Annotated in this window: 18 protein-coding genes and 1 pseudogene; 8 read left to right on the top strand and 11 right to left on the bottom strand. The window is 63.9% G+C overall.

All coding sequences use genetic code 11. The annotated features are described in order from the left end of the window. Window positions 1-1,217 (bottom strand): glutamine--tRNA ligase (gene glnS, locus ACQKQA_RS23970; protein WP_427563234.1); only part of this gene is annotated, 1,217 nt, incomplete at its 3' end. Window positions 1,218-1,485: 268 nt separating this feature from the next. Between glnS and ACQKQA_RS23965 the strand changes: the two genes are divergently transcribed. Next, the gene (locus ACQKQA_RS23965; protein WP_427563233.1) at window positions 1,486-1,989 is read left to right on the top strand and encodes a peptidylprolyl isomerase; all 504 of its coding nucleotides are present in this window, start codon (window positions 1,486-1,488) and stop codon (window positions 1,987-1,989) included. Continuing rightward, a complete protein-coding gene (gene lpxH / locus ACQKQA_RS23960; RefSeq protein ID WP_427563231.1) occupies window positions 1,986-2,732 on the top strand; it encodes a UDP-2,3-diacylglucosamine diphosphatase in 747 nt (248 codons plus the stop codon). The genes ACQKQA_RS23965 and lpxH overlap by 4 nt, the downstream gene beginning before the upstream one ends. A gap of 116 nt (window positions 2,733-2,848) precedes the next feature. On the opposite strand, the gene ACQKQA_RS23955 is transcribed toward lpxH, so the two are convergent. The 7 genes from ACQKQA_RS23955 to ACQKQA_RS23925 all read right to left on the bottom strand — a co-directional run bounded on the left by ACQKQA_RS23955 (window position 2,849) and on the right by ACQKQA_RS23925 (window position 13,932). Continuing rightward, on the bottom strand, window positions 2,849-4,378 hold the full coding sequence (locus ACQKQA_RS23955; RefSeq protein WP_427563230.1) for a DHA2 family efflux MFS transporter permease subunit: 1,530 nt from the start codon (window positions 4,376-4,378) through the stop codon (window positions 2,849-2,851). Between the two features lie 65 nt (window positions 4,379-4,443). Further along, window positions 4,444-5,646, bottom strand: coding sequence for an efflux RND transporter periplasmic adaptor subunit (locus tag ACQKQA_RS23950; protein WP_427563228.1), 1,203 nt, complete (start codon window positions 5,644-5,646; stop codon window positions 4,444-4,446). 15 nt (window positions 5,647-5,661) lie between these two features. Then, complete coding sequence (locus ACQKQA_RS23945) at window positions 5,662-7,131, bottom strand: efflux transporter outer membrane subunit (RefSeq protein WP_427563226.1); 1,470 nt, start codon at window positions 7,129-7,131, stop codon at window positions 5,662-5,664. Beyond that, window positions 7,132-7,605 (bottom strand): MarR family winged helix-turn-helix transcriptional regulator, encoded by a 474-nt coding sequence (locus tag ACQKQA_RS23940; protein ID WP_427563224.1) that lies wholly within the window; start codon window positions 7,603-7,605, stop codon window positions 7,132-7,134. Window positions 7,606-7,819: 214 nt separating this feature from the next. Continuing rightward, window positions 7,820-11,494 (bottom strand): translocation/assembly module TamB domain-containing protein, encoded by a 3,675-nt coding sequence (locus ACQKQA_RS23935; RefSeq protein ID WP_427563222.1) that lies wholly within the window; start codon window positions 11,492-11,494, stop codon window positions 7,820-7,822. Beyond that, window positions 11,491-13,218, bottom strand: coding sequence for an autotransporter assembly complex protein TamA (locus ACQKQA_RS23930; RefSeq protein ID WP_427563220.1), 1,728 nt, complete (start codon window positions 13,216-13,218; stop codon window positions 11,491-11,493). Before ACQKQA_RS23930 ends, ACQKQA_RS23935 begins: the two co-directional genes overlap by 4 nt. A gap of 63 nt (window positions 13,219-13,281) precedes the next feature. Beyond that, window positions 13,282-13,932 (bottom strand): GNAT family N-acetyltransferase, encoded by a 651-nt coding sequence (locus ACQKQA_RS23925; protein WP_427563218.1) that lies wholly within the window; start codon window positions 13,930-13,932, stop codon window positions 13,282-13,284. A 215-nt stretch (window positions 13,933-14,147) separates the two neighbouring features. Between ACQKQA_RS23925 and xthA the strand changes: the two genes are divergently transcribed. Beyond that, a complete protein-coding gene (xthA, locus tag ACQKQA_RS23920; RefSeq protein WP_427563216.1) occupies window positions 14,148-14,960 on the top strand; it encodes an exodeoxyribonuclease III in 813 nt (270 codons plus the stop codon). A 56-nt stretch (window positions 14,961-15,016) separates the two neighbouring features. Here xthA and ACQKQA_RS23915 read toward each other — a convergent pair whose 3' ends face one another. After that, window positions 15,017-15,343, bottom strand: coding sequence for a DUF1508 domain-containing protein (locus ACQKQA_RS23915; RefSeq protein ID WP_427563214.1), 327 nt, complete (start codon window positions 15,341-15,343; stop codon window positions 15,017-15,019). Between the two features lie 247 nt (window positions 15,344-15,590). Between ACQKQA_RS23915 and ACQKQA_RS23910 the strand changes: the two genes are divergently transcribed. Next, window positions 15,591-16,973: a substrate-binding domain-containing protein gene (locus ACQKQA_RS23910; protein WP_427563212.1), complete on the top strand. Its 1,383-nt coding sequence runs from the start codon at window positions 15,591-15,593 to the stop codon at window positions 16,971-16,973. 85 nt (window positions 16,974-17,058) lie between these two features. Here ACQKQA_RS23910 and ACQKQA_RS23905 read toward each other — a convergent pair whose 3' ends face one another. Next, a complete protein-coding gene (locus tag ACQKQA_RS23905; protein WP_427563211.1) occupies window positions 17,059-18,288 on the bottom strand; it encodes an acyl-CoA dehydrogenase in 1,230 nt (409 codons plus the stop codon). A gap of 186 nt (window positions 18,289-18,474) precedes the next feature. Between ACQKQA_RS23905 and ACQKQA_RS23900 the strand changes: the two genes are divergently transcribed. The 3 genes from ACQKQA_RS23900 to ACQKQA_RS23890 all read left to right on the top strand — a co-directional run bounded on the left by ACQKQA_RS23900 (window position 18,475) and on the right by ACQKQA_RS23890 (window position 20,932). Further along, window positions 18,475-19,401 carry a LysR family transcriptional regulator gene (locus ACQKQA_RS23900; protein ID WP_427563209.1) on the top strand — a complete coding sequence of 309 codons (927 nt, stop codon included), beginning with the start codon at window positions 18,475-18,477 and terminating at the stop codon, window positions 19,399-19,401. A gap of 83 nt (window positions 19,402-19,484) precedes the next feature. Beyond that, on the top strand, window positions 19,485-19,889 hold the full coding sequence (locus tag ACQKQA_RS23895; RefSeq protein ID WP_427563207.1) for a MerR family transcriptional regulator: 405 nt from the start codon (window positions 19,485-19,487) through the stop codon (window positions 19,887-19,889). Between the two features lie 143 nt (window positions 19,890-20,032). Continuing rightward, window positions 20,033-20,932 carry a hydroxymethylglutaryl-CoA lyase gene (locus ACQKQA_RS23890; RefSeq protein ID WP_427563206.1) on the top strand — a complete coding sequence of 300 codons (900 nt, stop codon included), beginning with the start codon at window positions 20,033-20,035 and terminating at the stop codon, window positions 20,930-20,932. A 655-nt stretch (window positions 20,933-21,587) separates the two neighbouring features. Here the strand turns inward: ACQKQA_RS23890 and ACQKQA_RS23885 are convergent. Further along, window positions 21,588-23,282 carry an AMP-binding protein gene (locus ACQKQA_RS23885; RefSeq protein WP_427563204.1) on the bottom strand — a complete coding sequence of 565 codons (1,695 nt, stop codon included), beginning with the start codon at window positions 23,280-23,282 and terminating at the stop codon, window positions 21,588-21,590. 224 nt (window positions 23,283-23,506) lie between these two features. Between ACQKQA_RS23885 and ACQKQA_RS23880 the strand changes: the two are divergent. Next, a pseudogene (locus ACQKQA_RS23880) lies at window positions 23,507-24,331 on the top strand (acyl-CoA dehydrogenase family protein); the annotation flags it as partial. Window positions 24,332-24,411: the final 80 nt, after the last annotated feature.

Raw genomic sequence — 24,411 nt, 5'->3', positions numbered from 1 at the left:
TTCAGGTCATTGAAAGCGTTGAGTTCGATATCCCTACGGGCCATGACCTGAGTCCCCACCAGACTCAGATCGTGGCTGCGCGGCAGTTCGAGGTTCTCGACCTGGCCTTCCGGGTAGTTGGTGATCACGACTTTCAGCGGACGCAGCACGCACATGGCGCGCGGAGCGCTCTGGTCGAGGTCGTCACGGATGCTGAACTCCAGCATGCCGAAGTCCACCACGCCGTCGGAACGGTTGGTGCCGATCATCTCGCAGAAGTTGCGGATGGATTTCGGCGTGTAGCCACGACGACGGAAGCCCGACAGGGTCGACATGCGCGGGTCGTCCCAGCCGTTGACGTGCTGCTCGTCCACAAGCTGCTTGAGCTTGCGCTTGCTGGTGATGGTGTAGTTCAGGTTCAGGCGGCTGAACTCATACTGGCGCGGTTGCGCCGGCACCGACAGATGTTCGAGGAACCACTCGTACAGCGGACGGTGGCTTTCGAACTCCAGGGTGCAGATCGAGTGGGTGATGCCTTCGATGGCGTCCGACTGGCCATGGGTGAAGTCGTAGTTCGGGTAGATGCACCACTTGTCGCCGGTCTGGTGGTGATGGGCATGGCGGATGCGATACATGATCGGGTCGCGCAGGTTCATGTTCGGCGAGGCCATGTCGATCTTGGCCCGCAGTACCCGTGCACCATCCGGGAATTCGCCGGCACGCATGCGGGCGAACAGGTCGAGGTTCTCTTCCACCGAACGGTCGCGGAACGGGCTGTTCTTGCCCGGCTCGGTCAGGCTGCCGCGGTATTCCTTGGCCTGCTCCGGGGTCAGGTCGCAGACGTAGGCGTTGCCGCTCTTGATCAGCTCCAGCGCCCAGGCGTGCAACTGGTCGAAATACTGCGAGGCGTAGCGCACTTCACCGGACCACTCGAAGCCCAGCCACTTGACGTCGCGTTCGATGGCGTCGATGTACTCCTGGTCTTCCTTGGCCGGGTTGGTGTCGTCGAAACGCAGATGAGTGACGCCGCCGAACTCCTGGGCCAGCCCGAAGTTCACACAGATCGACTTGGCGTGACCGATGTGCAGGTAACCGTTGGGCTCCGGTGGGAAGCGGGTCACGATCTGCTTGTGCTTACCCGAGTCCAGGTCCGCCTGGATGATCGGGCGCAGGAAGTTGACCGGCACGGCCGGTCCGGTCTTGGAATTCGAGGTAGGGTCGACAGTGGGCTTGCTCATAGGATCCTTGAACGTACAAGTGCGCGGCCGGTGCGGCCTGATAAATCGAAACGGGTATCATAGCCGATGCGGTCAAGCCCCTGACAGAGCAGGCTTTAAATCTGCCGCTATTAATCCGTCGCAAATGAAAAAACAGCCTCGAATTTCACGCCCGTCACGCTAAACTGCGCACCTTGGCGGATTTTTGCCAGAGCGGTTCCGGGCCGCATGCCTGCCCCGGAACCCGGGAATTCCTTGAAAACGCTCCTCCTTATAAAGAGTACCGATCATGACTCAAGTCAAACTGACCACCAATTTCGGCGACATCGTGCTGGAACTGAACGCCGAGAAAGCCCCGATCACCGTGGCCAACTTCGTCGAATACGTTAAGGCCGGTCATTACGAAAACACCGTATTCCACCGCGTCATCGGTAACTTCATGATCCAGGGCGGCGGTTTCGAGCCAGGCATGAAAGAAAAGAAAGACAAGCGTCCAAGCATCCAGAACGAAGCGGACAACGGTCTTTCCAACGACAAGTACACCATCGCCATGGCCCGCACCATGGAGCCGCATTCGGCCTCCGCGCAGTTCTTCATCAACGTCACCGACAACAGCTTCCTCAACCACAGCGGCAAGACCGTCCAGGGCTGGGGCTACGCGGTATTCGGCAAAGTGGTCGCCGGCACTGAAGTGGTCGACAAGATCAAGACCGTGGCCACCACCATGAAGGCCGGCCACCAGGACGTGCCGGCAGACGACGTGATCATCGAGAAAGCCGAGATCGTTGAGTGATACTGCTGATTTCAGATCTGCATCTGGAAGAGGAGCGCCCGGACATTACCCGGGCGTTTCTGGATTTACTGGGCGGGCGTGCCCGCTCGGCGCAAGCGCTGTACATCCTGGGAGATTTCTTCGAGGTGTGGATCGGCGACGACGCCATGACCCCCTACCAGCTTTCCATTTGCCAGGCACTGCGTGAGCTCAGCGACAGCGGCACGCAGGTTTTCCTGATGCATGGCAATCGCGACTTCATGCTCGGCAAGGCGTTCTGCAAGGCCGCGGGCGCCACCCTGCTCCAGGACCCGAGCGTGGTCGACTTCTACGGCGAACCGGTGCTGCTGATGCATGGCGACAGCCTGTGCACCCGCGACGAAGCCTACATGCGCCTGCGCCGTTACCTGCGCAATCCGCTGTCGCTGTGGATCCTCAGGCACCTGCCGTTGCGCACCCGGCGCAAGCTGGCGCGCAAGCTGCGCAATGAAAGCCGCGCCCAGACCCGCATGAAGGCCAACGACATCGTCGACGTGACCCCGGACGAAGTGCCGCGGATCATGCAAGCCTTCAAGGTGCGGACCCTGGTCCACGGCCACACTCACCGCCCCGCCATCCACAAGCTGCAGATCGGCGAACAGGCGGCCAAGCGTATTGTTCTGGGTGACTGGGATCGTCAGGGCTGGGCGTTGCAGGTGGATGAACAGGGCATGCAGCTGGGGGCCTTCGACCTGATGCCGCCGCTGGCACTGCCCCACTCATGAGCTGTAACCGCTAAGCGAACGCTGCGCGTTCTATCGCGAGCACGTTCGCTCCTACAAGGCTGCAAACGTCCTGTAGTAGCGAATCTGCTCGCGCCCCCCTCAAGCCCCACGGGCGATCAATGCCCCGCCGACGCCGGCCCGGCCTTGGCCGCGAACGGTGGCTTGGCCAGCCATACCAGCAGAATCAGCCCCATGAACCCCCAGCCCAGCAGCGTGAAGTAGTCCACGGTGGACATCATGTACGCCTGGCCGCTCAGCACCTGGTCCAACTGCGCATACGCCTGGTTGCCGGCGCCGCCCAGGGTGCTCAAGGCATCGCGGGTGGCCGGCTCGAAGCTGCTGATGTGTTCGCTCATGTAGGCGTGATGCTCGTTCGCCCGGCGGATCCAGATCCAGGTGGTCAGCGAGGCGGCGAAACTGCCGCCCAGGGTCCGCAGGAAAGTAGCCAGGCCGGCGCCGTCGGCGATCTCATGCGGCGGCAGGTCCGACATCAGGATGCTCAGGGTCGGCATGAAGAACAGCGCCACGCCGATGCCCATGAACAGCTGCACCAGGGCGATGTGCTGGAAGTCCACCTCGTTGGTGAAACCGGCGCGCATGAAGCAGCTCAAACCGATGGCCAGGAACGCCAGCCCGGCCAGCAGGCGCAGGTCGAACTTGTGGGCGTACTTGCCGACGAAAGGCGACATCAGCACCGGCAGGATGCCGATCGGCGCCACCGCCAGGCCGGCCCAGGTCGCGGTATAGCCCATCTGGGTCTGCAACCACTGCGGCAGGATCAGGTTGATGCCGAAGAAGCCGGCATAACCGCCCACCAGCACGAGGGTGCCGATGCGGAAGTTGCGGTGGGCGAACAGCCGCAGGTTGACCACCGGGTGTCGGTCGGTCATTTCCCAGATCACGAACACTGCCAGGGCGATCACTGAAATCAGGCTGCCAACGATGATAAAACCGGATTCGAACCAGTCCAGATCATTGCCCTTGTCGAGCACGATCTGCAGGGCGCCGACGCCGACGATCAGGCTCAGCAGACCGATGTAGTCCATCGGCTGACGACTGGTGACCACCGGCCGCGCCTTCAGCTGCTGCTTGACCACCCAGGCGGCGAACAGGCCGATCGGCACGTTGATGAAGAAGATCCACGGCCAGCTGTAACTGTCGGTGATCCAGCCGCCGAGGATCGGCCCGGCAATCGGCGCCACCACCGTGACCATCGCCAGCAACGCCAGGGCCATGCCCCTTTTCGCCGGCGGATAGACGGCAATCAGCAGGGTCTGGGTCATCGGGTACAACGGCCCCGCCACCACCCCTTGCAGCACGCGAAAGCCCACCAGCTCGGGCATCGAGGTGGAAATCCCGCAGAGGAACGAAGCCAGCACGAACAGCAGGGTGGCCCAGATAAACAGCTTCACTTCGCCGAAGCGCCGGCTCAGCCAGCCGGTCAGCGGCAAGGCGATGGCGTTGCTCACGGCAAACGAGGTGATCACCCAGGTGCCCTGCTCCGAACTCACCCCGAGGTTGCCGGAGATGGTCGGCAGGGCCACGTTGGCGATGGTGGTGTCGAGCACCTGCATGAAGGTCGCCAGCGACAGGCCGATGGTGCTGAGCAACAGGCTGGGCGGCGTGAAAGAGGCGTTATGGCTCATCGCGAATCCTATGGAGCGAAACAGGCGCCGCGGCCGCTAGCGGCCACGGCAGAGGGATCGGCGAATCAGCGCTGGGCGGTTTTGCCGAGGGCGGCGCTGTTGTCGTGGATCAGGCGCGCGATCAGGGCATCGGCCTCGCCCAGTTGGCGGTCATAGACGCTGGTGGTGAACGACGCCTGTTGTGGCGGCTGCTGGGCCAGTACCGGCCCGCTCTGGTCGTGCAGGTCGACCTTGACCACCGTCGACAGGCCGACCCGCAGCGGGTGTTTGGCCAGCTCTTCGGCATTCACGTGGATGCGCACCGGCACCCGCTGCACGATCTTGATCCAGTTGCCGGTGGCGTTCTGCGCCGGCAACAGGGCGAAGGCGCTGCCGGTACCGGCGCCCAGGCTGTCGATGGTGCCGCTGTACTTGACCTCGCCACCGTAGATATCGGCCTCGATGTCCACCGGCTGGCCGATGCGCATGTCCCGCAGCTGGGTTTCCTTGAAGTTGGCATCGATCCACAGCTGGTTCAGGGGGATCACCGCCATCAGCGCGGTGCCCGGCTGTACCCGCTGGCCCAGTTGCACGGTGCGCTTGGCGACATAACCGGTCACCGGGGCGATCAGGGTGCTGCGGGCATTGGTCAGGTAGGCCTGGCGCAGTTGCGCGGCGGCCGCCTGCACGTCCGGATGGTTGGAGACCACGGTATCGTCCACCAGGGCATTGGTGGTGTTGAGCTGCTGCTGGGCATTGGCCAGGGCGTTCTGCGCCGAGGTCAGGTCGTCACGGGCGTGGGACAGTTCCTCCTGGGAGATCGCCCCGCTGCTGGCCAGGGTCTTGCGGCGGCTGAAGTTGTCCTGGGCTTTCTGCACTTCGGCCTTCTGCGCCGCCACCTGGGCGCGCATGCCGTCGACATTGCTGTACAGCCCGCGCACCTGGCGCACGGTGTGCGCCAGATTGGCTTCGGCGCTTTGCAGGCCGACCTGGGCATCGTTGGGGTCGAAGTTGACCAGCACCTGGCCTTCGTGGACCAGGTCGCCATCGTCGGCGCCGATGCTGACCACCGTGCCGGTGACCAGCGGCGTGATTTCCACCACGTTGCCGTTCACATAGGCGTCGTCGGTGCTTTCATTCCAGCGGCCATAGAGTTCGTGCCAGGCGAAGACGCCCAGCCCGCCCAGCAGTACCAGGGCCGTCAGGCCCAGCAGCATGACTTTACGCTTGCGCGGGTTGGCGCTGTCCGCGGTGTTTTCTGAGGCGTTGTGGGTATCGGCAGTGGCCATGATGAGTACCTTGAATTATTGATTGCGCGAGGCTGGGGTCGGGGTGGCCGCGGCCAGATCGTCGGTCTGGAAACCACCGCCCAGGGCTTGCATCAGTTGGATCGACAGGTCGATCTGCTCGGCATTCAGGGTCGCCAGCTGACGCTGGGCCTGCAGCAACTGCTGCTCGATGCTGAGCACGTCCAGGTAATTACCGATACCCGAGCCGTAACGCTGCACCACGGTGTCGTAGGAATCCCGGGCAATATCGGTGGCGTGCTGCTGGGCGGCGATCTGCCGCCCGATGTCACGCAACTGGGACAGGGTGTCGCTGACATCCCCCAGGGCATTGACCAGGCTCTTGTTGTACTGCGCCACGGCCAGGTCGTAGTCGGCGTCCCGGGCATCCAGGTCGGCGCGCAGGCGGCCGCCGTCGAAGATCGGCAGCGAAACGGTCGGGGCGATGTTGAAGAAGCGGCTGGCCGAACCGAACATCGCATCCCCCAGCAAGGCCTGGGTGCCCGCGACGGCACTCAGGTTGAGGTTGGGATAGAAGTGGGTCTTGCCGGCATCGATGCTCTTGCTCGCCGCCTCGACCCGCCAGCGCGCGGCCACCAGGTCCGGGCGCCGGCCCAGCAGTTCGGCGGGCAGCACCGACGGCAGCGCCACCGCGCTGGCTTGCAGCACCTGCGGCCGAGCGATTTCGTTGCCGCGATCGGGGCCTTTGCCGAGCAATACCGCCAGGGCGATCCTGGCGCTTTGCAGCCTTTTCTCGGCGTCGATCAGCGAGGCTTCGGCGCTGGCCTCCAGGCTTTCGGTCTGCTGGTACTGGTACTGGCTATCGATACCCGAGCTCAGGCGCTTCTGGCTCAGCTCGAGCATCTGCCGGGTGCGCTTGAGGTCCTCGTCGGCCAGGTCATGGACGATATGCGCCTGGCCCAGGTCGCTGTAGGCTCGGGCCACGTCGGCGGCCAGGGTCAGTTGCGCGGCCTGGCGATCGATCTCCGCAGCACGGGCCTGGCCCAAGGCAGCTTCCCAGGTATCGCGCTGGCCGCCCCAGAGGTCGAAGGTGTAATTGAAGTTCATGCTGAGGCTGCGCAGGGTGCTGTAGGCCCCGCCCTGCCCGCGCGGGTCCTGGTCCCGGGCCAGGCGCGAACGGCTGACACCGCCATTGGCATCCAGGGTTGGCATGCGTGCCGCATCGGCAGCGTAGGCAGCGGCGCTGGCCTGGTGGGCACGGGCGCTGGCGATCTGCATGTCGGGGCTGTCGTGCAAGGCTTCGCGAATCAGGCCGTCGAGCTGTGGGTCGCCGAGGCTTTTCCACCAGTCGCTCTTCGGCCAGGCCGCCGGCGACAGGGTTACGCCGTTCAGGGATTGTCCGGCCTTGAGGGATTTGGCATCGAGGCTCACCCCTTCGGTCTTCAGGCCGCTGTAGCTGGCACAGCCGGCCAGGCTCATGGCCAGCAGCACCAGGCTGAAACGGGCACGCAAGGTTGTACGGCTCATTTATTTGTCACCCACCCGCAACACGGTGATCGGGTCACCGGCCGCCAGCAAAATCTTCTTGAGAATCCGTTCCAGGGTTTTCAATTCATCCGGGGTAATGGCGCCCGCCAGTTCGTTCATCGCCTCGGCGCCGATGTGGGGCAGGCAGTCGGCAAGCTTCTGCCCCTCCTCGGTCAGCACCAGCCGCACCTGGCGGCGGTCGTGCTCCGAACGCTGGCGGGCGAGGAAGTCCTTCTGCTCCAGGCGGTCGAGCATGCGGGTCATCGAACCGCTGTCCAGGGACAGGTGACGGCACAGCTCGGCCGGGGTGTCGACGCCGAACTGGGCCATGATGATCAGCACCTTGAACTGCGCGGCAGTGATGCCGTGGGGCTCCATGTGGGTGTCGAGGATCCGGTCCTTGAGCAGGGCCGCGCGGCCCAGCAGGAGCCCGAGGTGGCAATTGTGGAAATCGTCCGAGGTGAAATGCTTCATCTGACCGCCTATTAGCTGCCTAGGCAGCGAAAGTGTGTCGAGATATTACTGCTTAGGCAGCCAATATCCAAACAATAATTAGCATGCTTACTATTAAGCCAATTGATGGGACAGGCCTGAAGGCCGAAAAAATCGCAGGAGAAATAGCCCGCGGGGGGGGCTGCAACTGGGCGGGCCCAGTCCCCTGGCTACGGGGGACTGGACTGGCGCCTTGTCAGAAGTCGCGCTTGTAGAAGATGTCCAGCGAGCTGGCGACGCCGCTGGCCGCTTCCAGGTAGACCTTTTTGCTCAGCTTGTAGCGCAAGGCGATGGTGTTGGCCGGTTCGAAGACCCCGACCCCGTAACGCAGGCTGAGCTTCTCGGAGATATTGCCGCTGGCCACCACGCTGGTGGTGTTGCCGCTGCCCTGGGTGTCGAGCTGGAAGTCCTCGATGCCCAGGTCCTTGGCCAGGCCGCCGGTGATGTTCGAGCTGCCCATCAGGCCCAGGCCCAGGGCGGCTTGCGCCAGCATGTTGTTGTCCTCGCCGGTGGTGCTCAGCGGGCGCCCGAGCACCAGGTAGGACAGCGCCTGCTCCTGGCTCATGGCCGGTTCCGAGAAGATCTGCGTGGTCGGCTGCTCGGCGCTGCCACTGAGGCGGATACCGGCGATCACGTCGTCGGTCTGGCGGGTCGCCTCGATGTCCAGGTACGGCTGGTCGATGGGCCCGGCGAACAGCAGACGCGCCCGGCGCACGGTCAGGCGCTGGCCATAGGCCCGGTAGCGGCCGTCGTTGAGCCACAGCTCGCCGCGGGTATCCAGGTTGTCGCCGATATGCACGTGGCCTTGCAGGTTGGCGGTCAGGCCGAAACCGGAAAAACTGAGCTTGTCCTCGCCCACCACCACGTCGATGTCCATCGCCATGGCCATCGGCGCTTTGCCCTCCTCGGTCTGGTGGCCGACGATCACCGTGTCGTCCGACACCTTGACCGTCGACGGCGGCAGCTCGCGGATGGTGATTTCGCCCTTGGGCACCTGGACCTTGCCGGCGATCGCCAGCCGCTCGTCCTTCATCGAGATCTTCAGGTCCGGCGCTACCTCCAGCACGGCGTAGGGCTCGACGGTGACCGGCAGCTGCGAGCCCTTCAGGCTCAGGTCCACCACCAGCGCCTGGCCCCAGGCCAGATGGCCGTTCAGGCTGCCCTGCCCGACCTTGCCACTCTTCCAGCCGCCATTGAGTTGCACGCTTTCCCCGGCGATCAATGCCTGTACTTGCAGGTCCTGGAGGCTGATGGGCAGTTCGGGGCCGGAGACTTCGCCGCCGCTGAGCGTCACGTTGCCGTTCACCTGCGGCGCCAGCAGCCCACCGGAAATGCGCCCGCTGCCGTTCAGGGTGCCGGCCAGTTTCTCGACCATCGGCACGAAGGGCCGCGCCACCGCCAGGTCCAGGCCGCTGAGGCGGAACTCGCCGGACAACGGTTTGCTTTTCGGCAACGGATTGATCTGCGCCTGCAGCATCAGCTCGCCGAGCTTGCCGCCGCTGAACGCCAGCTGCGTGTCGATGCGCTTGGGATTGAGGGTGGTGTCGAGTTTCAGCGTCTGATACGGGAAGTCCAGCCACTGCTGCTTTTCCTTGACCCGCAAGGTGCCGCCGCTGGCATCCACCAGGATCCGTCCTTTCGGACCGCTGGCCGGTACATCCAGCTGGACGTCGGCGTTGAGCCGGCCCTTCCAGGCGAAATCCTTGGGCAACCACTGCGCCAGGCTGTCGATCGGGAACTGCTTGAGGTGGTAGCGCAACTTGGGCTCGGGCATCAGCCGCTGGTCTTCGCCGCACAGGCTGGCGTCGCCGCTGGTCCAGCAATGGGCGCCGAAGTTGAGCTTGCCGTCGGCCAGGTATTCGAGCTTGGCCGGGCCCTGCAGCCTCCAGTCCTGGCCGCCGGTCTGGATATCGCCGCTGGCCAGGCGCCCGCGCCAGTTGCCCTGATTCAGGCTGCCGTCCAGGCCCAGCGCCAGCTTGAGCTGCGGGCCTTGCAGGTCCAGTTGCAGTTTCTGGTTCTTGATATCGCCCTGGCCGTTGGCCGTCAGCGTACCCAGCGAGGTTTCGCCAACCTGGATGCCGCGACCCTGGAGGTCGATCCGCGCCCGCTGCGCACGGTCCAGGTTGGCTTCGAGCTTGAGGCTCTGCAGGCGGTTGTCGGCGAATACCAGTTGCTGGCCTTGCAGGTCGAGCTTGCCCTGCGGCGCCTTGAGGGTGCCGGCCACATCGACCCGCCCGTTGAGCTGGCCGCGCAGCTCGGGCCACAGCTGGCCCAGGCGCGGCGCCTTGATCTCGACCTGCCCAACCACCTGTTGTTGCAGGCGGCCGGAGCCATTGATGCGGTTGTCGCCCAGGCGGATGTCCAGCGCGCTCAAATTCCACTGCTCGCCGGCGCCGTCGGCCTTGGCCTGCAGCACCACGGGCTGGCCGCGCAGTTTGCCCTTGAGGTCGAGGTCGGCGTTGAGCTTGAGCTGCTCGTTCTTCAGCTCGCCCTGGCTGCGCAGCGGGCCGGCCAAGTTGCCCGGCAGTTCGGCGACCCAGTACGCCGGGTTGAGCGCCGACAGGTCCAGGGCGGTATCCCAGGCGATGCCGTCGGCGAATTGCAGGTTCAGGTGGCCTTCGGCCTTGCCCTGGCCAGCCGCCAGCTTGAACTGCGGCAGGAAGATTTTCGTCAGGTCGCCGCTGAACGGGCTGCTGAGGCTGAACGCGCCCGCCGGGCCATCGAGGTCGCCCTTGAAATTGCCCAGGTAGTTGCCATCGCGGTAGGCCACTTCCCCGTTGAAACGCCGCACCGCCACCGCGGGCTCTTCGATCAGCGGGTACAGGCGATGCCAGGGGAAATCCAGCCAGTCGACTTGGGCTTCGGCGTTCAGGCCCTGGCTCCAGTCCAGCTGGCCGCTCAGCTTGAGGCTCTGCCGGTCGTTGGCAATGAGGTCCAACCCAGCGATCTGCGCGCCCTTGGCGTCGACCTTACCTTGCAACGCCAGCGCCACCGGCCCCTGTTCGGCCGGCAACGTGGCCTTGCCCTGCAACTGGTAACCCGCCTTGAGATCGCCAGCGCCGGTCAGCTCCAGCTGGTTGAGTTGCAGCGTATCGGGCAGCTCGGCGCTGGCCTTGAAGCCATCGGCGGTGATCCGCACCTGGGCCGGCAGGTTCTCCACCAGCGGCTGCAGCTCACCCGCCAGCCGGCCTTGCAGATAACCGCTGCTGTCGGCCGTCAGCTTGAGGGTTTTCAGCAGGTCGCCGTCGACTTTCAGCGCCAGGGCCCAGGGTTCGCTGCCGGGCGCCGGCAGGGTCAGGGTGCCAGCGGCGCTCAGGGGCCAGTCGCCGCTGGGCGTCAACAGCCCGGAGAGGTTGAGGCTCAAATCGTCGCGCTGCAGGCTCACGGACTCGATCCGCAGGCCCTTGGCCGTCCACTGCGCCGCCAGTTGCAGGCCCTTGAGTTGCTCGCTGCCATTGAGCGACAGGCTGCCGACCCGCACCTGCCCCAGCTCGATGGCCAGGGGCAACTGCAACTGCGGCAGACTGATCGGGCCACTGTCCGCTGCTTCCGCGCTCGGCGGGAATTGCAGGTTGACCTGCTCCACATCCAGCTGCTCGATGCACAGGGTCATGCGCATCAGGCAGGCTGGCGACCAGGAGAATGTCGGCGCCTCGAGTTCGACCCGGCTGCCGTCCTGCTGCCACAACAGACGATCGGCGCTCCACTGTGTTCCCAGGCGGCCGGCGAAGTTCTCCACCGTCAGCCCCGGCACCAGGCCCAGCACCCAACGACTGCCCGCCTGGGTGCCAAGCAGCGACGCCAGTGTCAGGACCAGCAGCGCCACCAATGCAAGCAGCGCCAGCGCTGCGATCTTCAAACCACGTTTCACAGCTCTGGCCCCATGGAAAAGTGCAGTCGGATGCCGCCGTCGTCGTCCAGCGCATGGGCCAGGTCCAGGCGGATCGGCCCCACCGGAGACACCCAGCGCACGCCGACGCCGACCCCGGTCTTCAGGTTCGGCAGTTCCAGCTTGTCGAACGAGTTGCCCTGGTCGACAAAGGTCGCCAGGCGCCATTTTTCCGCAATCGAATATTGGTACTCGACGCTGCCGGCCACCATATAGCGCCCGCCGATCCGGTCGCCGTCGGAGTTCTCCGGCGACAGGCTCTGGTAGTCGTAACCGCGCACGCTCTGGTCGCCGCCGGCGAAAAAGCGCAGGGACGGCGGGATCTTCTTGTAACCGTTGGTGGCGCTGCCGCCGAATTGCACCCGGCCGAGGAAGCGGTGGTTGTCCCACACCGTGGTCAACCCCTTGAGCATGGCGGTGCCATATAAAAGGTTGGTGTCCGAGCCCAGCCCCTCCTTGCCCACCTTGGTGTCGAATTGCAGACGATAGCCGTTGTGCGGATCGATGCGGTTATCGCTGCGCAGGTAGGAATAACTGACGCCGGGCATCAACAGGTTGCTCAGGCCGGAGTCATCGCCCAGGCGATACTCCTCGCGCTGCCACTTCAGCGAAATGACCCGTTGCCAGCCGCTGGGCAACTTGCTGTGCCACTCGGGACCGAGGGTCAGCAGCTTGCTCAAGGTGTCGGTATTGGAGATTTCTTCGTTCTGATAACCGCCGGCAAACCGCAGCTTGTCGGTCAGCGGCGGGTCCAGCGGTATGTCGTAGAACAGCCCGACGTTCTGCCGCGGCGCCGAGACTTCCGCCTCCCAGCCATAGCTGTGGCCTTCGGCGTTGACCCAGTGACGGGTCCAGTTGGCCTTGGCCCGTGGCCCGACGTCGGTGGAAAAGCCCAGGCCGAGGCCCATGGTGCGCGGCTTGCGGGTCTGCAACTGGACCGCCACCGGGATCACCTCGGCGGTGGCCGCGGTCGGCGCCGCATCGACCCGCACGCCCTCGAAGTAACCGCTCGATTGCAGCGCCTGGTTCAGCTCGGCGATCAGCTCGGAGTCATAAGGGGCGCCGGCCTTGAACGGCACCATGCGTTGCAGCAGGTCCTCGTCGAACGGCGTATCGCCAGCGAAACTGACCTTGCCCAGGGCATAACGCGGGCCGCTTTCGTACACCAGTTCGATATCCGCCACCCCGGCCTGGGGGTCCACGGCCAGTTGCTGACGGGTGAAACGCCCACTGAAGAAACCGTAGCGCGACGCCTGATTCTGGATCAGGCGCTTGGCATCTTCGTAATGACCGTGATTGAGGACTGCGCCGCTCTTGAGCTGATCGCCCTTGGGCACACGAAACCCCTTGAGGGAAGCCGCCGGGCCATCGACCCGGATGGTGACGTTGCGCAGATGCACCGGCTCGCCGGGGTCGATGTTCAGCACCAGGCGCGGTTTTTCGCCGCCTTTGACTTCGCTGCTGATCTGCGGCTGGTAGTAGCCCAGGGCCTGCGCGGCCTTGCGGGCCTGCTCCTCGGCGCCACGGCTGAAGCGCAGCAGCGCCGCCTCGTCGCGCTCGCCCACCCCGCCAATGTAGCCTTCCACATTGGCCTTGAGCGCGTCGTTAGAGGGTTTGACCCTGACGTCCAATTCGCTTTGCGCCAGCGCCGCACAACTTGTGAACAGCAGCAACAAGCCGCTGGTGAATCTTCCTGAACACTTCATAGGCGCGAATGCTATCACGAGCTGGGAACCTGATAGAGCGCGCAAATGTGAGGAAAGTTCTGTTTAGCCGGTCGCGCTTTGCAGGACCTGCGGGTTGGGGTGGAAAAAAACGTGCTCGCGGATCGGGCCGACGGCGATCTCGCCCACTTCCCCATAACCCTGGCGTTTGTAGAACTCCAGGTAACGCGGGTTGCCGGTGTCCAGCACCACGCCCTGGGAATTCGGGTCCACCGCGCACCAGTTATGCACCGCCTCCAGCAACTGCTCACCGAAATGCTTGCCCTGGAATTGCGGGTGGATGCCCAGCAACGGCAGTACATGCACCGACTCGTTGGGCAGGCAGCCCAGCACCGCCGCGTGATAGTCCAGGTAACGCCGGGTGCAGCGCCAACCGGTGCTGAGCACCATGCGCAGGCGCCAGGCCCAGCTCTCGGTGATCCCCAGGCGCCGCTGGGGCGGTGCGATCAGGGCGATGCCGATCAGCCGGTCGTTGACCAGCAAGCCGATGGCCGGCAGTTCCTGAATGAAATGCTGCTTGACCAATTCCCGCACCGTGGCCCGCACCCGGTGCTCGTAACCCGGGCGTTCGGACTCGAACAGGTAACCGAAGGTCGGCTCGTGACGATAAGCCTGATACAGCAAGGAACGGGCTTCGTGGGCGTAACCGCTGTCGAGCATATGAATGTCGGCGATGGCAGTCGAAGTTTCAGGCATGGCAGTTGGCTCCCCCCTGGGCCCGGCTTGACGTGGCCACGCGGCGTGGCGGCCAAGTCGTGCCCGTTCTTGGTGTGCTCCTGGCTACGAGCCTTGCGGCCCGTGATCGTTCCACTGGAATGCCCATGGACCTTAGCAGCGCATCCTGACTGCCGCCATGCTGGCTGCCACGCGACTTGTCAGCTAGCATCGCAGTTTTGCCAGGACTGCCGACCATGAAGATCGTCTCGTTCAATATCAACGGGCTGCGTGCCCGCCCCCATCAGCTGGCGGCGCTGATCGACAAGCATCAACCGGACGTCATCGGCCTGCAGGAAACCAAGGTGGCGGACGATCAGTTCCCCCTGGCCGAAGTCCAGGCGCTGGGGTATCACGTGCATTACCACGGGCAGAAAGGCCACTACGGTGTGGCCCTGCTGTCGCGCCAGGCGCCCCTGGCCCTGTACAAAGGTTTCGACAGCGACGAAGAAGATGCCCAGCGGCGTTTTATCTGGGGCACCTTCGCCGATGCCAACGGCGTCCCGGTGACCATCATGAACGGCTACTTCCCCCAGGGCGAAAGCCGCGACCACCCCACCAAGTTCCCGGCCAAGCAGCGCTTCTACAGTGACCTGCAACACCTGCTGGAAACCCGCTTCAGCAATGACCAGCCCTTGGTGGTCATGGGCGACGTGAACATTTCCCCGGAAGACTGCGACATCGGCATCGGCCCGGACAACATGAAGCGCTGGCTGAAAACCGGCAAGTGCAGCTTCCTGCCGGAAGAACGCGAGTGGATGGCCCGCCTGAAAGACTGGGGCCTGGTGGACAGCTTCCGCCACCTGAACCCCGAGGTGGCCGACCGCTTCAGCTGGTTCGACTACCGCAGCCGCGGTTTCGAGGACGAGCCCAAACGCGGCCTGCGCATCGACCTGATCATGGCCTCCCGGGGCCTGCTGCCACGGGTCAAGGATGCCGGGGTCGACTACGACCTGCGCGGCATGGAAAAACCCTCCGACCACGCGCCGATCTGGCTCGAACTGAGCTGATCGCCAGGCACGAAAAAGCCCATCCTGAGATGGGCTTTTTTTATGCCTTCAGTGCCTCAGCACAGCTCGACCCGCATGCTGGTGCCGGCCTGCATGATGGTCTCGATCGCAGACTCGCGGGTCGGCTCCGAGTCATACAGGTGGCTGACCAGGATCACCTCCTTGCCGGCCTTGAGGTTGAAGTAGGATTTGCCACCCGGGGCCATCTTCTTTTCGTAGTGACTTGCGGATGTACAGTGGCTGCGGAACAGCGCAATGGCTGCCTCGGCACTGTCACGGCAAGGGTAACGGCCGCTTTGAAGCATGGTCTGCGCATCCTTGGACTTGAGCAGGAACCTGCAAGCCCCGCCGCCATATTGCTTCAGTTCGAACCAGCCACTCATTTCATACTCCTTTGACACAAGCAAATTGCAGCCAGGGCTGCAGCGACGCCTGGTAACGACGAGTTTCGGCATGCGCCAATTCCCCTCCAGACAAAGTTTTCAACTCTACTGAGCCTGCTGCGCCGGGTCTTTAGGAACACTCCGAAAGGCCACAGGAAAACTCTGGTTATCCGCACTAGCTGTCACATCGCCGTCACCTCCCTGACTTAATCTCGCCGCACTTGCCCCTCTATAAGGCCATCGCCGCATGTCACGCGTTGCAACCGTCAATGAACGAGATCTCTGGTGCCGAACCCTGGGCCTGCTGCTGGTCGGCTTCGTTTGCTACGCGCTGCCCTGGTCGGTGTTCGCCGCCCTGCCCCTGGCCGGCGACAACCAGCCGGTCCTGCGCATCCAGGGTTCGAACACCATCGGCGCTGCGCTGGGCCCGGCCCTGGTCAAGGGCCTGATGGAAGAACAGGGCCTGCTCGACATCCGGATCGAGGCCTCGGACAAGGACAACGAGCGTCGGGTCAGCGCCCGGAACGCCCAGGGCCGGCGCGTCTTCGTCGAGATCGCCGCCCATGGCTCCAGCACCGGTTTTGCTGCGCTGAAGAACGCCAGCGCCGACCTCGCCGCCGCGTCACGCCCAATCAAGGACAGCGAGCTGGTGGAACTGGAGGCCCTTGGCGACCTGAAAGCCCCCGACGCCGAGCAGGTGATCGCCATCGACGGCCTGGCCATCATCCTCCACCCGCAGAACCCGCTGGCGCGGCTGGACACCGAGCAACTGGCGCGGATCTTCAGCGGCGAGGTGAAAACCTGGGAAGCCCTGGGCGGCAGCGGTGGCACGATCCACCTGTACGCCCGGGATGACCGGTCCGGCACCTACGACACCTTCAAGGAACTGGTACTGGCCCGCCACGGCAAGAGCCTGAGCCCCACGGCGCAACGCTTCGAGTCCAGCGAACAGCTTTCCGACACGGTCAGCCGCGATCCCCAGGGAATCGGTTTCATCGGCCTGCCCTATGTGCGTCAGGCCAAGGCCGTGGCCATCGTCGACGGTGGCTCGCAACCGATGCTGCCCCTGGACAGCCTGATCGCCACCGAGGACTACCCGCTGTCCCGGCGCCTGTACTTCTACCTACCGCCCGATGCCCACAACCCCTGGGCCACCGCCCTGGTGCGCTTTGCCCAGAGCGCCCGGGGCCAGGCCATAGTCGCGAACACCGGTTTTGTCGCCCAGACCGTGCTGGCCATGAGCGTGGTGCCCGCGGCGCAAATGCCTGAGGGTTACCAGGCCATCGCCCGGCAGGCGCAGCGCCTGACCGTGAATTTTCGTTTCGAGGAAGGCAGCGCCATCCTGGACAACAAGGCGCGCCAGGATCTGCCGCGGGTCGTGGATTTTCTCAAGCGCTACGACAAGCTGGACAAGCGGGTGACCCTGGTCGGCTTCGGTGATGCCAAGAATGATCCGGCCCGGGCGGCACTGCTCTCCAAATTGCGGGCCATGACCGTGCGCCGGGAACTGCTGAGAAGCGGTGTGGTACTGCGCGAGATCCGCGGTTTTGGCGCGCAGATGCCGGTCGCGACCAATACCGCGGATGAGGGGCGGATCAAGAACCGCCGGGTGGAAGTCTGGGTGTATTAACGCGGCGGCCGATGTCATCGCGGGCAAGCCTCGCTCCTACCGATGTGCAGCGTCCGTAGGAGCGAGGCTTGCCCGCGATAGCGGTTTAATGCCCGCCGCGCAGCATTTCCTTGGGCACGTACTTGCCGATCTCGAACTTGCCGATGGCCGCGCGATGCACCTCATCCGGGCCGTCGGCCAGGCGCAGGGTGCGCTGCATGGCGTACATGTAGGCCAGGGGGAAATCGTTGGAGACCCCAGCTCCACCGTGAATCTGGATGGCCCGGTCGATTACCTTCAGGGCCACGTTCGGCGCCACCACCTTGATCTGGGCGATTTCGCTTTTCGCCACCTTGTTGCCCACGGTGTCCATCATGTACGCCGCCTTCAGGGTCAGCAGGCGCGCCATGTCGATCTCCATCCGCGAGTCGGCGATCTTGTCGACATTACCGCCCAGGCGCGCCAGTGGCTTGCCGAAGGCCGTGCGGCTCACCGCCCGCTGGCACATCAGTTCCAGCGCCCGCTCGGCCATGCCGATCGAACGCATGCAGTGGTGAATCCGCCCCGGGCCAAGGCGCCCCTGGGCGATCTCGAAACCACGGCCCTCGCCCAGCAACACGTTTTCGTAAGGCACCCGCACGTTATCGAACAGCACCTCGGCATGGCCGTGGGGCGCATCGTCGTAACCGAACACCGGCAGTGGCCGGACAATCTTCACCCCGGGGGTGTCCACCGGCACCAGGATCATCGAGTGCTGCTGGTGGCGCGGTGCGTCCGGGTTACTCAGGCCCATGAAGATCAGGATCTTGCAGCGCGGGTCGCAGGCGCCCGAGGTCCACCACTTCTTGCCGTTGATCACCCATTCGTCGCCATCACGCACCGCGCGGGCGGCCATGTTGGTGGCGTCGGACGAAGCCACGTCCGGCTCGGTCATGGCGAAGGCGGAGCGGATCTCGCCGCGCAGCAGCGGCTCCAGCCAGCGTTGTTTCTGCTCTTCGTTGGCGTAACGCACCAGCACTTCCATGTTGCCGGTGTCCGGCGCCGAGCAGTTGAACGGCTCCGGTCCGAGCAAGGAGCGCCCCATGATCTCCGCCAGCGGCGCGTATTCCAGGTTGGTCAGGCCGGCGCCGAGTTCCGACTCGGGCAGGAACAGGTTCCACAACCCCTCGGCCTTGGCCTTGAGCTTGAGCTCTTCCATGATCGCCGTCGGCTGCCAGCGATCGCCTTCGGCGACCTGGCGCTCGAACACCGCTTCAGCCGGATACACATAAGCGTCCATGAACGCGGTCACGCGCTCACGCAGTTCCTGAACCTTGGGGGAATAAGCGAAATCCATGGGCAGCTACCTTCTTGGCAAGGTGGTTGGGGGCATGGAACCGATGCTAGAACAGCTTACGAAAATTTACCTAGTCTATTCTCGGCGTGTATTAACATTCATCACCGATATATGATCGGCTGATCGACGCGGCCCTGGCCCTCTCCCGCCGCCCTGAAAACGCCCTAACAATAAGAGTGCAGCGCAATGAATCTGAGCAAGGTCGACCTCAACCTTTTCATCGTCTTCGACGCGATCTACACCGAAGCCAACCTGACCCGCGCCGGGCAGATCGTCGGCATCACTCAGCCCGCTGTTTCCAACGCCCTGGCCCGCCTGCGCGAGACCTTCAACGATCCGCTGTTCGTGCGTACCGCCCAGGGCATGGTGCCCACGCCCATGGCGCAGAACATCATCGGGCCGGTGCGCAACGCTCTTTCGCTGCTGCGGGTGTCGGTGCAGGAAAGCCGCACCTTCAACCCCTCGCAGGCGGTCAAGACCTACCGCATCAGCATGACCGACCTCACCGAAGCGGTGATCCTGCCGCCGCTGTTCCAGCGCCTGCGGCGCCTCGCGCCCACGGTGATCATCGAGAGTTTCCTGTCCAAGCGCCGGGAAACCACCAAGGAGCTGGCCGCCGGCCGCCTGGACTTCGCCGTCGATGCGCCACTGAACACCGACCCGCAGGTACGCCACGTCAAGCTGATGGAAGACCGCTATGTCTGTGCCATGCGCAAGAGCCACCCCCTGGCGAACAAGGAAAAGCTCAGTCTCGACGATTACCTGGCGCTGACCCATATCCATATCTCCAGCCGCCGCAGCGGCCTGGGTTATGTCGACCTGGCGCTGGGCAAGATGGGCATCCAGCGCAAGATCGCCCTGCGCTCCCAGCATTACCTGATGGCCTCGCAAGTGCTGCAACAGACCGACATGGTGATGACCGTGCCGGAGCGCTTCGCCCGCCGCCATGACCTGCAGGCGTTCCACCTGCCGGTCAACGATGTGCCGCCGCTGGAAACCCACCTCTACTGGCACGAAAGCACCGACCAGGACCCGGCCAACCGCTGGATGCGCGAGCAGATCATCGAGCTGTGCCAGCAGGTGACGGCCCACGAGAAAAAACTCGAGAAGTGAACCGTAGGACGGCATCGCATCTTGCTTGACGTATACGTCAACCTCGAATTAGCTTAGCGCCAAGACCTTTTTCGAGTGCCTCCATGAGCAGCCAGACCTACAGCATTTCCGACCTCGCCCGTGAACTCGACATCACCACCCGGGCCATCCGCTTTTATGAGGAGCAAGGCCTGCTCGCCCCCGAACGCCGCGGCCAGGAACGCATCTACTCGCCGCGGGACAAGGTCAGCCTGAAGCTGATCCTGCGCGGCAAGCGCATCGGTTTCTCCCTGGCCGAATGCCGCGAGCTGATCGAGCTCTACGACCCTTCCAGCGGCAACCTGAAGCAGTTGCACAGCATGCTGGCGAAGATCGCCGAGCGCCGCGAACAGCTGGAGCAGCAACTGCTGGACATCGAACAGATGAAGCTCGAACTGGACACCGCGGAAGAGCGCTGCACCCAGGCCCTGGAGCAGACCATCAAGAGTCAGCGCAGCACCGCACAATAATCACTGGCGCCCTGCCCCTGGCCAGCGACCGCCAGGCAATCTTCCAGACGGACCCCAGCGCCTGGTTTTACGACGACTTCGTCGCCGATCGCAGCCTGCGGCAGCGGCTACATCGGCGGCCCTATATAAAAAGGTAAAGCCCCATGTCCCTCCCCACTCATGTACGCCTGGTCGAAGTCGGTCCTCGCGACGGCCTGCAGAACGAAGCCCAGCCCATCAGCGTCGCCGACAAGGTGCAGTTGGTAGACGCCCTGAGCGCCGCCGGGCTTGGCTATATAGAAGTCGGCAGTTTCGTCTCGCCCAAATGGGTGCCGCAGATGGCCGGCTCCGCCGAGGTGTTCGCGCAGATCCAGCGCAAGCCGGGGGTGACCTACGCCGCCCTCGCCCCGAACCTGCGCGGTTTCGAGGACGCCCTGGCGGCCGGGGTCAAGGAAGTCGCGGTGTTCGCCGCCGCCTCCGAGGCCTTCTCCCAACGCAACATCAACTGCTCCATCAGCGAAAGCCTGGAGCGCTTCGTGCCGATCATGGAAGCGGCCAGGCAGCAGGGCGTTACCGTGCGCGGTTACGTGTCTTGCGTGCTGGGTTGCCCTTATGAGGGCGCGGTGGCGCCGGAACAGGTCGCCGTGGTCGCCCGCGAGCTGTACAGCATGGGCTGCTACGAAGTGTCCCTGGGCGACACCATCGGCACCGGCACCGCCGGCGCCACCCGTCGCATGTTCGAGGTGGTGGGCGCCCATGTCCCGCGGGACAAGCTCGCCGGACACTTCCACGACACCTACGGCCAGGCCCTGGCCAATATCTACGCCAGCCTGCTGGAGGGCATCGCGGTGTTCGACAGCTCCGTCGCCGGGCTCGGCGGCTGCCCGTACGCCAAGGGCGCCAGCGGTAACGTCGCCAGCGAGGACGTGCTGTACCTGCTCAACGGGCTGGGCATCGATACCGGTATCGACCTGGAGCGCCTGATCCTCGCCGGCCAGCAGATCTGCTCCGTACTGGGGCGCCCCACCGGCTCGCGCGTGGCCAAGGCCCGTTACCCGAGTTGAGGGCCAGGCCTGCTCCACGGTGTTACCGAGTGCTCTGGCGCACGCTCGAAACGGGTAACACGGAAACAGTTTGTCGATTTTCTAGCGGTACAGATGAACAGCTATTTTTACCAAGCCATTGATTTTAAAGGGTTTTAAAAAGTTGGCACGGCACCTGCTATATCTCTGGCATAACAAGAATAAAAAGCAGCAAAGCTAATAAAAATAAGACGAAACGACTCTGACATAACAAAAACAACACGGCAGAGACGCAGCTAACAGATTTTTTTGGAGAGGATGTGTTTTCCAGGGTGCCCTCAACAACAAGAGCCACCCGCAACCGGGCAGAGAACAATAAAACTACCCCAAGGTAGCTCCCGAACTGGTTGGTCGCTCCGGCGAGAAAATAGATCAGCGCTCAAAAAAATACGTTTGCTCTTGATCCCGGATGGGGATCGCCAAAAACAGCGGTAAAGGGTAACGGTTGCCAAAAACAACAACAGACCGCCCCTCAATAATAAAAAAGAGCACGCAACGACAAAATTAAAGGGGAGCTTCGGCTCCCCTTTGTGCTTTCCGGCCTTCGCGTTTTCCAAGCTGATCCGGCGGAGCGACCTTGAGCTCGCCATCGCAAGCAGGCCCGCTCCCGCAGAGGCTGCAAGAGCGGGCGCCAGGCTCAGGAACGCCCGCGCAGCTCCTCGATACTGATCTCGCGCATCCTGAACTTCTGGATCTTGCCGGTCACGGTCATCGGGAACTCCTCGACGAACTTGAAGTAACGCGGCGTCTTGAAATGGGCGATGCGTTCCTTGCACCAGGCCTGCAATTCCCCTTCGCTGGCGCTGTGGCCCGGATGGAACTTGATCCAGGCCACGATTTCTTCGCCGTACTTCGAGCACGGAATACCGATCACCTGCACATCGGCCACCGCCGGATGGGTGAAGAAGAACTCTTCCAGCTCCCGCGGATAAATGTTCTCCCCACCGCGAATGATCATGTCCTTGTTACGCCCGGCGATGCGCACGTAACCCTGCTCGTTCATGGTCGCCAGGTCGCCGGTGTGCATCCAGCCGGCCTGGTCGATGGCATCGCACGTGCCCTGGGGGTTGTTCCAGTAACCGAGCATCACGCTGTAACCGCGGGTACACAGCTCGCCGATGGTGCCCCGCGGCACGATATTGCCCGCCTCGTCGATGATCTTGCTTTCCAGCTGTGGCTGGGTGCGGCCGACCGTGGTCACGCGCAATTCGAGCTCGTCCGCCGGACCGGTCTGCAACGACACCGGGCTGGTTTCGGTCATGCCGTAGGCGATCTGCACCTCGCTCATGTGCATCTCGCTGATCACCCGGCGCATCACCTCGATCGGGCAAGTGGCCCCGGCCATGATCCCGGTGCGCAGGCTCGACAGGTCGAACTCGGCCCGTTGCGGTTGATCGAGCATGGCGATGAACATGGTCGGGACGCCGTACAGCCCGGTGGCTTTCTCCTCGGCCACCGCGCTCAGGGTCAGCAGCGGGTCGAAGGCATCGTTGGGGTAGATCATGGTGCTGCCGTGGGTCACGCAGCCCAGGTTGCCCATGACCATGCCGAAGCAGTGATAGAGCGGCACCGGGATCACCAGGCGATCCTCGTGGCCCAGGCCCAGGCTCTCGCCGACCATGTAACCGTTGTTGAGGATGTTGTAGTGGCTGAGGGTCGCACCCTTGGGAAAACCGGTGGTGCCGGAGGTGTACTGGATGTTCACCGCCTGGTCGGGGTCCAGGCTGTCCTGGCGTTCGCGCAGCGCCTCGGCGCTGACCCCGGCCCCCAGGTCGGCCAGCTGCGACCAGGGCAAAAAGCCCACGGGCGGCCGTGCATCGAGGCTGATCACGCCCCGCAGGTCGGGCAGGCGCTCACTCTGCAACTGGCCGATGGACTGCTGCGCCAGCTCGGGCGCCAGGCCCTGGAGCATGGCGTGGTAATCGGAGGTCTTGAACGCGCCGGCACATATCAGCCACTGGCAGCCGGACTGCTTGAGCACGTACTCCAGCTCGGAGCTGCGGTAAGCCGGGTTGATGTTCACCAGGATCACGCCGATCTTGGCGCTGGCGAACTGGCTGATGCACCACTGGGCGCAATTGGGCGCCCAGATGCCCAGCCGGTCGCCGATCTTCAGGCCCAGGGCCAGCAGCGCCCGGGCATGCAGATCGACGGCGTCGGCCAGTTGCTGCCAGGTGTAACGCAGTTGCTGGTGGCGCACCACCAGGGCTTCGCCCTGGGGATATGCCGCCACCGTGCGCTCGAACGCCTGGCCGATGGTCAGCGCCAGCAAGGCTTTGTCTTGCGTGCCACGGGCGTAGCTGCGCCCCGGCGCGGATGCGGGTAGATCCATGACGACCCCTATTGTCTTTATTAGTGGGCAAGCATGAGCCAGGCCTGTAGCGAAGGAGCCTGGCCCCCAGCGAAAGCGCCTCTACTCTGGCGCAAGTTGACGTTTACGTAAAGGGTGATTGACAGCCACCGGTCGCAGGCTTACGTTAACGTAAAGGTGAGAGCCAAAACCCCGCTCTCCACAGCCCCACTCCCTCAATAAAAACAAGTTTGAAGGTGCCCCCCATGAGCTATCCGACCCTGAACTTTGCCCTCGGCGAAACCATCGACATGCTCCGCGACCAGGTGCAGGCCTTCGTCAAGGCCGAGCTGGCGCCACGGGCGGCACAGATCGATGTCGACAACCTGTTCCCCGCCGACATGTGGCGCAAATTCGGCGACATGGGCCTCTTGGGCATCACCGTGCCGGAAGAGTACGGCGGCGCCGGCCTGGGCTACCTGGCCCACGTGGTGGCCATGGAAGAAATCAGCCGCGGCTCGGCCTCGGTCGCCCTCTCCTACGGCGCCCACTCCAACCTCTGCGTCAACCAGATCAACCGCAACGGCAACCACGAACAGAAAAGCAAATACCTGCCCAAGCTGATCAGCGGCGAGCACATCGGCGCCCTGGCCATGAGCGAACCCAACGCCGGTTCCGACGTGGTGTCGATGAAGCTGCGCGCCGACAAGCGCGGCGACCACTACGTGCTCAACGGCAGCAAGACCTGGATCACCAACGGTCCGGACGCCAACACCTACGTGATCTACGCCAAGACCGACCTGGACAAGGGCCCCCACGGCATCACCGCGTTCATCGTCGAGCGCGACTGGAAAGGCTTCAGCCGCAGCAACAAGTTCGACAAGCTGGGCATGCGCGGCTCCAACACCTGCGAGCTGTTCTTCGATGACGTGGAAGTGCCGGAAGAGAACATCCTCGGCATCCTCAACGGCGGCGTGAAAGTCCTGATGAGCGGCCTGGACTACGAGCGCGTGGTGCTCTCCGGCGGCCCGACCGGGATCATGCAGGCCTGCATGGACCTGGTGGTGCCCTACATCCACGACCGCAGCCAGCCAGCCCACACCCAGCGCCTCGCGGTAGCGGGCGAAAAACTTCACGGTCAGGTTCATGCTTCACCCGCCTGGTAATGGCC

The sequence above is a fragment of the Pseudomonas sp. NPDC089530 genome (assembly GCF_050280705.1).
Taxonomy (GTDB): domain Bacteria; phylum Pseudomonadota; class Gammaproteobacteria; order Pseudomonadales; family Pseudomonadaceae; genus Aquipseudomonas.
The sequence above is the reverse complement of the archived record's forward strand: the minus strand, read 5'-3'. Positions and strand labels throughout refer to the sequence as shown.

Coding starts and splice junctions, on each gene's coding strand:
- ACQKQA_RS23965 (WP_427563233.1), top strand. CDS start 1,486: ATGACTCAAGTCAAACTGACCACCAATTTCGGCGACATCGTGCTGGAA.
- ACQKQA_RS23915 (WP_427563214.1), bottom strand. CDS start 15,343: ATGAGTGGCTGGTTCGAACTGAAGCAATATGGCGGCGGGGCTTGCAGG.
- ACQKQA_RS23925 (WP_427563218.1), bottom strand. CDS start 13,932: ATGCCTGAAACTTCGACTGCCATCGCCGACATTCATATGCTCGACAGC.
- ACQKQA_RS23950 (WP_427563228.1), bottom strand. CDS start 5,646: ATGGCCACTGCCGATACCCACAACGCCTCAGAAAACACCGCGGACAGC.
- ACQKQA_RS23900 (WP_427563209.1), top strand. CDS start 18,475: ATGAATCTGAGCAAGGTCGACCTCAACCTTTTCATCGTCTTCGACGCG.
- ACQKQA_RS23895 (WP_427563207.1), top strand. CDS start 19,485: ATGAGCAGCCAGACCTACAGCATTTCCGACCTCGCCCGTGAACTCGAC.
- ACQKQA_RS23910 (WP_427563212.1), top strand. CDS start 15,591: ATGTCACGCGTTGCAACCGTCAATGAACGAGATCTCTGGTGCCGAACC.
- ACQKQA_RS23930 (WP_427563220.1), bottom strand. CDS start 13,218: ATGAAGTGTTCAGGAAGATTCACCAGCGGCTTGTTGCTGCTGTTCACA.
- ACQKQA_RS23885 (WP_427563204.1), bottom strand. CDS start 23,282: ATGGATCTACCCGCATCCGCGCCGGGGCGCAGCTACGCCCGTGGCACG.
- xthA (WP_427563216.1), top strand. CDS start 14,148: ATGAAGATCGTCTCGTTCAATATCAACGGGCTGCGTGCCCGCCCCCAT.
- ACQKQA_RS23945 (WP_427563226.1), bottom strand. CDS start 7,131: ATGAGCCGTACAACCTTGCGTGCCCGTTTCAGCCTGGTGCTGCTGGCC.
- ACQKQA_RS23940 (WP_427563224.1), bottom strand. CDS start 7,605: ATGAAGCATTTCACCTCGGACGATTTCCACAATTGCCACCTCGGGCTC.
- ACQKQA_RS23955 (WP_427563230.1), bottom strand. CDS start 4,378: ATGAGCCATAACGCCTCTTTCACGCCGCCCAGCCTGTTGCTCAGCACC.
- ACQKQA_RS23905 (WP_427563211.1), bottom strand. CDS start 18,288: ATGGATTTCGCTTATTCCCCCAAGGTTCAGGAACTGCGTGAGCGCGTG.
- ACQKQA_RS23890 (WP_427563206.1), top strand. CDS start 20,033: ATGTCCCTCCCCACTCATGTACGCCTGGTCGAAGTCGGTCCTCGCGAC.